Raw genomic sequence first — 8003 nt, forward strand, 5'->3', positions numbered from 1 at the left:
CGCTCGCCCGCGCGGCGGCGGCGCGGGCGGCGGGACTGCCCGAAGAGCAGGTCACCCTCTACCCCATGCTCGGCGGCGGCGGTTATGGCCGCAAGCTGGAGACTGAGGCGATCGAGCAGGCGGCGATGATGACGGCCCAGGTGAAGCGGCCGGTGCAGCTCATATGGTCCCGCATCGAGGAGACGATGCAGGACGGATTCCGCCCGCCCGCCGCGGCGACGGTGAGCGCGACCCTCGGTCAGGGTGGCCGCATCACCGGCTGGCAGACCCGCATCGCCGCGCCCGCCACCGTCGCCCAGGCGACGGCGCGGCTGGCCGGCAAGGGCGATCCCGAGGCAGAGGCCGATCCGGCCATGGCCGATGGCGCGGTGCCGCCCTACGGCATTCCCGCCGTCGCCGTCGATTGGCTCCCGGCCGACATTCCCCTCCGCACAGGGCTCTCACGGGCGGCCGCGCATGGCTACACCGCCTTTTTCACCGAAAGCTTCATCGACGAGCTGGCGCGGGAGGCGGGGGTCGAGCCGCTTTCGTTCCGCATGCAGATGCTGGGCGGCAATACCCGTCTCGCCCAATGTCTGGCGACCGCAGGGGCGCTCGGCGGCTGGGACGGCGGCGGCTCGGGCAGCCGCATGGGGCTCGCGGCCCATAGCGCTTTCGGGTCGCACATCGCCATCCTGGTCGAGGCCGAATTCGACGCGCTGCGTCGGGTTCAGGTCGGCCGCGCCGTCGCCGCGGTGGATTGCGGCCGGGTCATCAACCCCACCATCGTCGCCCAGCTGATCGAAGGGGGGATCCTCCACGGCATCGCGGCCGCGACGGGGCGGCCGATCACCTTCGAGGATGGGTTGCCGACGGCCCGGGGCTTCGCCGATCTCGCCCTGCCGCGCCTCGCCGATTCCCCGGAGGTGACGGTCGAGATCATCCCCAGCCAGGAACCGCCCGGTGGAGTGACCGAGCTTGGCGTGCCTCCGGTCGCCCCCGCTATCGCCAACGCGCTGTTCGCCGCCACCGGCCGGCGGCTGCGATCCCTGCCGCTGGTGCCGGAGAGCCGGCGATGATCGGGGTTCTCCTCATCAACCTCGGCACGCCGGAGGCGCCCGAGCCGGGCGCGGTGCGGACTTATCTGAAGGAGTTCCTCTCCGACCCGCGCGTGATCGAGATACCCAAATGGGCGTGGCAGCCGATCCTGCGCGGGGTGATCCTCCGCACGCGGCCCAGGAAATCCGCCCATGCCTACAAGCAGGTGTGGAGCGAGGAAGGCTCGCCGCTCGCCGCCATCACGGCGCGCCAGGCCGAGGCACTTCAGGCCGAATTGCCGAACGTGCGTGTCGATCATGCGATGCGCTACGGCCGGCCCGCCATCGCGGATCGGATCGAGGCGCTGAAGCGCGAGGGGTGCGAACGGATCCTGCTGGCGCCGCTCTATCCGCAATATTGCGCCGCGACGACGGCGACCGCCAACGACATGGCCTTTGCCAAGCTGGCGACGATGCGCTGGCAGCCGGCGGTGCGGACCCTGCCGCCTTATCATGACGACCCCGCCTATATCGGTGCGCTGAAGGCGAGCGTGGAGGCGAGCCTTGCCGCGCTCGATTTCGAGCCACAGGCGATCGTTGCCAGCTTCCACGGCATGCCGGAGCGGACGCGGACGCTCGGCGATCCTTATTACGACCAGTGCGCGGCGACGGCGCGTCTGCTGGGGGAGGCTCTGGGGCGCGAGCTTGTCCTTGCATTCCAGTCCCGCTTCGGCCGCGCGAAATGGCTGGAGCCGGCGACGGACTCCGTGCTCGCAAGCCTGCCGGAAAAAGGGGTGAAGCGCGTGGCCATCGTCGCGCCGGGCTTCTCCGCCGATTGCCTAGAAACGCTTGAGGAGCTCGCCATCCGTGGCCGCCAGACCTTCCTCGCCGCCGGCGGCGAGGATTTCGCCTACCTCCCCTGCCTCAACGACGGCGCGCCCGGCATGGCGATGCTGCGCGCCCTCATGGCGCGGGAACTTGCCGGATGGCTGGAGGCTTCATAAGGCCAACATATAGAGAAAACAGGAGAGGACCACATGGCACGAGTCGCTATCGTCACGGGGGGAACGCGCGGGATTGGCGAGGCGATCAGCCTGGCGTTGAGGGACGCGGGGATGACCGTCGCCGCCAATTATGCCGGCAATGACGAGAAGGCGAAGGCCTTTACCGACCGCACCGGCATCAAGGCCTACAAGTGGGATGTCTCCGATTTCGACGCCTGCCTCGCCGGCGCAAAGCAGGTGGAAAGCGAGCTGGGACCGGTCGACGTGCTGGTCAACAACGCCGGCATCACGCGCGACGGCACGATGAAGCGAATGACGCGCCAGATGTGGGACGAAGTCATCGACGTGAACCTCGGCGGCTGCTTCAACATGGCAAAGGCCGTCTTCCAGGGGATGAGCGAGCGCAAATTCGGCCGCATCGTCAATATCGGCTCGATCAACGGTCAGGCGGGGCAATATGGGCAGGTCAATTATGCCGCCGCCAAATCCGGCATCCACGGCTTCACCAAGGCGCTGGCCCAGGAAGGCGCCCGCGCCGGCGTCACCGTCAACGCCATCGCGCCCGGCTATATCGACACCGAGATGGTCGCCGCGGTGCCGCCCGAAGTGCTCGAGAAGATCGTGGCGCGAATCCCCGTGAACCGGCTCGGCAAGGCCGAGGAGATCGCGCGCGGCGTGGCCTTCCTGTGCGCCGAGGATGCCGGCTTCATCACCGGCTCGACGCTGTCGATCAACGGCGGCCAGCACATGTATTGATGGCCGAGTCCGTCGCCGGCCCAGTCAAGCGATCGATGATGATCGCGGGTCATGCCACCTCGATCAGTCTCGAGCCAATCTTCTGGGAGGCACTGCGCGACGGGGCCGAGGCGGAGGGGCTGCCACTGAACGCGCTGGTCGCGCGCATCGATGCGGAGCGCATTCAGGCAGACGAGCCGCCCAACCTCGCCAGCGCGATCCGGGTCTGGCTGTTCACCCGGCAGAGACGTTAGCCCTTCCGTCATTGCGAGAAGCGGAGCGACGCAATCCAGTCCTGTGGCGATCTGGATTGCTTCGCTACGCTCGCAATGACGACCTTCCTGGGGATTACCGTCCCAGCAAAACCCTCGCCTGCGTCGCGATCTGGGCCAGCATCGGCGCGGTGGTGACCGGCGCCGTGCGCGCCCGGTCGACGACGCGCCGGAACTGGGCGATGCGGGCCTCCTGGGCCAGGACCCATTTGTCGACCACGGCCTTGGGATCGCCGTCCTTTCGTTTTTCGAGGAATTCGAGCCGGAGCTGCTCGAAGTCGCGCGCGAGACCGGCGGTCAGGAGCCGCTCCCACTGATCCTGCGCCTCGAAGCGGTTGGCCGCGCTCTGCGCCCAGTCGAGCCCCAGCGCCTCGCCAAGCTTGGTATAGGCTTCGGTGAGCTGGATCTCGTCGATCCCTAGCTTCTTCGCCAGCGCGGCGATGCCGATGCCGCCGTTCAGCTCGAACAGCCGCACGATGCGGTGGACGATAGGCTCCGGCGCGCCAAGCTCGATCAGCCGTTCACGCTGTCCGCTCGCCTGGTTGCGCGCCTCCTGACGCAGGAGGTCATCGACGTTGGCGCTCAGCTTCTCGAGCCCGGGCGCCAGCGATTCGACCATTTCCTTCAGCATCATCGTCGGCGGCGTCACGCGCAGCAGGTCGGCGATGTGGAGTTGCAATCCCCGTGCGGCCTGATCGAACAGCTCGAGCCGGACCTCCTCCGGCGTATCCATCGTGTCGAGCTCGCGCCAAAGGTCGCTCATGCCGAACAACCGCTCGGTCGCGACGAAGCCCGCCGCCGCCTGCCCGAAGGAGGCGCCTTCCTCCTCGGTCAGCGAGAAAGGCGCGGTGATGCCGAGGCGGTTGACGAAGCGGTTGGCGATCTTGGTGGCGATGATCTCCTTGCGAAGGCGATGGGCCACGATGGCGTCGCCGTGCAGCTCCTGCATGCGCCGGGGGAAAGCCCCGCACAATTCGGGCGTCAGCGTCGCATCCTCGGTCAGCTTGCCGCTCTCGATCGCCGACTGCAACGCCATCTTTGACGTCGACAACAGCACGGCGAGCTCGGGCCGGGTCAGGCCGCGCTGCTCCTGTGCCCGCCGCATCAGTTCCTCATTGCTGCCGAGGCCCTCGACGGCGCGGTTGAGGACGCCCTGCTCCTCCAGGATCTCGATCGCCCGGACGAGCGGCGGGATCGCGCCCGCGCCGCCGCGCTCGGCGATCGAGATGGCGAGGGTCTGTAGACGGTTGTCCTCCAGGACGATCTCGGCGACATCCTCCTCCATCTCGGCGAGCAGCTTGTTGCGGTCCTCGAAGGTGAGGCGACCTTCCTGCATCTCGCGATTGAGCGGGATCTTGATGTTGACCTCATTGTCCGAGCAGTCGACGCCGGCCGAATTGTCGATGAAGTCGGTGTTGATCCGGCCGCCTTCCAGCGCGAACTCGATGCGCCCGGCCTGGGTTACGCCGAGGTTCGCGCCCTCGCCGATCACCTTGGCGCGGATATGGGCGCCGTTGACGCGGAGCGCGTCGTTGCCCGGATCGCCGACTTCGGCATTGGTCTCGCTCTTCGCCTTCACGTACGTGCCGATGCCGCCGAACCAGATCAGGTCCACGGGAGCCTTCAGGATGGCATTGATGAGACTCGCCGGGTCGCTGGTCTCGGCATCGAGGCCGAGCGCCTCGCGGATCTCCGGCGTCAGCGGGATCGATTTCTGGGTACGCGGGAAAACGCCGCCGCCCTTGGAGATCAGACTCTTGTCGTAATCGTCCCAGCTGGAGCGCGGCAGGTTGAACAGGCGGCTCCGCTCTTCCCAACTTCTTAAGGGGTCGGGATCGGGATCGATGAAGATGTGGCGATGGTCGTAGGCTGCGATCAGCTTGATCGCCTGCGACAGCAGCATGCCGTTGCCGAACACGTCGCCCGACATGTCGCCGCAGCCGACCACGCGGACCGGCTCCGACTGCACGTCGATGCCCATTTCGCGGAAATGTCGCTGGACCGAAACCCAGCCGCCGCGGGCGGTGATGCCCATCTCCTTGTGATCGTATCCTTGGCTGCCGCCCGACGCGAAGGCGTCGCCCAGCCAGAATCCGCGCTTCAACGCGATCTCGTTGGCGACGTCGGAGAAAGCGGCCGTGCCCTTGTCGGCGGCGACCACGAAATAGGGGTCGTCGCCGTCGTGGATGGTGACGTTCAGTGGATGGACGATCGCGCCCTCGACCAGGTTGTCGGTGACGGACAGCAGGGCGCGGATGAAGATGCGATAGCTCTCCGTCCCTTCCCTGAGCCACGCCTCGCGGTCGCCCGGCGGCGGCAGTTGCTTGGCGTAGAAGCCGCCCTTGGCGCCGGTCGGCACGATGACTGCGTTCTTCACCACCTGGGCCTTCAGCAGGCCGAGGATTTCGGTGCGGAAGTCGTCGCGCCGGTCGGACCAGCGCAGGCCGCCGCGGGCGACCGGGCCGCCGCGCAGGTGGATGCCCTCGATACGGGGGCTGTAGACCCAGATTTCGCGCCATGGCACCGGCGCCGGCAGGCTTGGAACCTGCGAGCTGTCCAGCTTGAAGGCGAGCGCCTCGCGGCCGGATTCGGCATAGGCGTTGGTCCTCAGCGTCGCCGAGACGACGCCGCGGAACAGGCGCAAAATCCGGTCCTCGTCGATTCCCGACACCTGGGCGAGACCGTCGGTGATGGCTTCCTCCGCCTGCCGCGCCATCGCTTCACGACCGCCTTCATGAGCCGGGTCATGCTGCGCATCGAACAAGGCGATGAGGTTGCGGGCGACGGAGGGCGCCCGGCGAACGGCTTCGACCACCGTCACGAGGCCGTAGGTGAGACCGGTCTGGCGGAGATAGCGGAACCAGGCGCGGAACAGCACCACGTCGCGCGCCTTCAATCCGGCGCCGACCAGCAACTGGTTGAAAGTGTCGTTCTCCGCCTTGGCCTCCAGAACCGCGGCGATCGCACGCTCCACCGGCCGGGCGCGCTTCATCACTTCCTCGGCGTCGGCGCCCGACGGCATTTCGAGCAGGAAGTCGTGGATATAACCGAGCCTGCCCTCGTCGAGCGGGGTCGGCAACTCCTCGAGCACGCGGAAGCCGAAATTCTCCAGCACCGGCACCGCCTCCGACAGCGGGATCACATCGGCCAGGCGATAGGTCTTGAGCCGCAGCCGGTTGGGCGCATCGCTGTCCTTGCGATAGAGGCGGGCGTCGCGCGCGGCCGCGCCGTCCAGCTCGCAGACACGCAGCACGTCCTGCGCGGCCTCATGGGCGTCGGTCCGGGTGCGATAAGGTTCGGGGAAGTCGTCGAGGATACTGAGCGCGAGCCGGGTGGCGCGGGCGGGGCCGACGAGCGCGCCCAGCGCTTCCTCGACGCTCGGCTCCCAGCCGCGGACCATGGCGTTAAGGCGATTATCGAGCGCTTCGACATCGGGGAGGGGCGCCGCCGCGTCGATATCGAGCGTGTAGCGGACGAGGGCGAGGTCGCCGTCGCCCAGTTCCACCGACCAGCTGTAGATGCGCCCGCCCGACGCCTCCTCAATCATCCGGCCGATCTTCACCCGGTGGCGGGTCGAAAGCTCCTCACGCGGAAGCCAGACGAAGGCGAACAGATGGCCCTTCAGGATGCTGCGGACGAGGAGCAGGGTCGGCCGCGGCCGGTCGGCGAGCGACATCGCCGTCATGACCAGCTCCTTCACCGAATCCTTGGCGAGATTGATGAGCAGGTCGCGGGGCAGGGACGAGAAGGCGTGGCGCACCGCCTTGCCGCTATGGCCCTTGGGGTCGAAGTCGAACTCTTCCTCAAGCTCCCTCAGCACGCGGCGAAGGAGAGGCACCTCCTCGGCCGGGGTGGAAAGCGCCTGGCTGGTCCACAGCCCGACATGGACACCAATGCCAGCGACCTCGCCCTGCTCGCGCACGGGCACCACGACAAGGTCCAGCGGCACGCGCCGGTGCACGGTCGAAAGGCGTTCGGCCTTGGCGACCAAGGGTATCGATCCACCCTTCGCGAAATAGTTCATCGCGCCGACGCAGCCGCCCTTGTCGGTCGGCTGGCCCGGTATCCGGAACAGACCCAGAGCGTCGGCGGGTGACTCGTCGGGCTTTTCGACATGATAGCCAAGCAGGGTCATCGCGCCGTCGGCGAACCAGTTGAGCAGTGCCGCGCCCTCCGCGTCGTCGATCGCATCCGCGTCGGCGCGCATCTTTGCCTGGAGCGCCTTCCAGTCAAAGACCGCCGCGCGAACGTCGGCCAGCACGCGGTGCAGTTCGCCGACGAGCCGCTGCCGACCGCGCGCGTCGGTGCGGTCGATCTCCAGATACATGATCGATTCACGCTTCTCGGCCTCGTCGCAAAGCGGCCCGACGCTGGTGAGACAGCCCTTCTCGTCACGCTCGACGCACACCACCGGGTGGAGCAGCCGGTGGACGATCAGGCCGCGTGCGGCAATCGCGCCGGCGACCGAATCGACTAGGAAGGGCATATCGTCATTGACGATGCACAGCCGCATCCGGCGCTGGCCGACGGCGCCGCCGACCGACTCCAGCCGCACCAGCGCAATGCCGGAAGGGCGCTGCCGCGCGCAGGCGGCGACGAACGCCGCCGCTTGCCGTGCATCCTCTTCGTCGAACCCCTCGGTCTCGTCCGGAAGCGCGCCATCGAGCAGCGCATGAGCGAGGGCGTTGAGATAAGGCAGGTCAGCGGCCTTGCCCGCTACCATGCTGTCGGCGTTCATAATTGTCGGCTCCCACGCGGACGGCAGGACATCGCCGTCAGCTTAGTCGCGGGGCTATATGCGCCGGGAAAATAGGGGGAGCAAGGCTTCCTCGGTCAGGCCGCGCTTTTGCGAATCGCCCGTTCGATCAGGCGGCCGTCATCCTCGACCGGCGCCACCACGGCGAGCCTTCCGTCGCCTTCGCGCCGGGCGATCAGCAGCACGAATTCCGCGTTGCCGTCGCCGCCGGGAACGAACG

At 67.7% G+C, this 8003-nt stretch carries 5 protein-coding genes; 4 read left to right on the plus strand and 1 reads right to left on the minus strand.

What is annotated here, in order from left to right:
• The 4 genes from VIR62_RS01790 to VIR62_RS01805 all read left to right on the plus strand — a co-directional run.
• Positions 1-1058, plus strand: a 1058-nt coding sequence (locus VIR62_RS01790) for a molybdopterin cofactor-binding domain-containing protein (RefSeq protein WP_431868179.1), incomplete at its 5' end; no start/stop codon positions are given.
• A complete protein-coding gene (hemH, locus tag VIR62_RS01795) occupies positions 1055-2020 on the plus strand; it encodes a ferrochelatase (protein ID WP_431868180.1) in 966 nt (321 codons plus the stop codon). The genes VIR62_RS01790 and hemH, both read left to right, overlap by 4 nt.
• Before the next feature lie 33 nt (positions 2021-2053).
• Complete coding sequence (phbB, locus tag VIR62_RS01800) at positions 2054-2776, plus strand: acetoacetyl-CoA reductase (protein WP_431868182.1); 723 nt, start codon at positions 2054-2056, stop codon at positions 2774-2776.
• Positions 2776-3009, plus strand: a complete 234-nt coding sequence (locus tag VIR62_RS01805) for a ribbon-helix-helix domain-containing protein (RefSeq protein ID WP_431868184.1) — start codon at positions 2776-2778, stop codon at positions 3007-3009. The genes phbB and VIR62_RS01805 overlap by 1 nt, the downstream gene beginning before the upstream one ends.
• A 94-nt stretch (positions 3010-3103) precedes the next feature.
• Here VIR62_RS01805 and VIR62_RS01810 read toward each other — a convergent pair whose 3' ends face one another.
• Positions 3104-7765, minus strand: coding sequence for an NAD-glutamate dehydrogenase (locus VIR62_RS01810; RefSeq protein WP_431868186.1), 4662 nt, complete (start codon positions 7763-7765; stop codon positions 3104-3106).
• Positions 7766-8003: the final 238 nt, after the last annotated feature.

Source organism: Allosphingosinicella sp. (assembly GCF_036570505.1).
In the GTDB taxonomy this organism is placed as follows: domain Bacteria; phylum Pseudomonadota; class Alphaproteobacteria; order Sphingomonadales; family Sphingomonadaceae; genus Allosphingosinicella.

What these genes read in the sequence shown, in the direction of transcription:
- hemH (WP_431868180.1), top strand. Translation starts at nt 1,055, where the DNA reads ATGATCGGGGTTCTCCTCATCAACCTCGGCACGCCGGAGGCGCCCGAG.
- phbB (WP_431868182.1), top strand. Translation starts at nt 2,054, where the DNA reads ATGGCACGAGTCGCTATCGTCACGGGGGGAACGCGCGGGATTGGCGAG.
- VIR62_RS01805 (WP_431868184.1), top strand. Translation starts at nt 2,776, where the DNA reads ATGGCCGAGTCCGTCGCCGGCCCAGTCAAGCGATCGATGATGATCGCG.
- VIR62_RS01810 (WP_431868186.1), bottom strand. Translation starts at nt 7,765, where the DNA reads ATGAACGCCGACAGCATGGTAGCGGGCAAGGCCGCTGACCTGCCTTAT.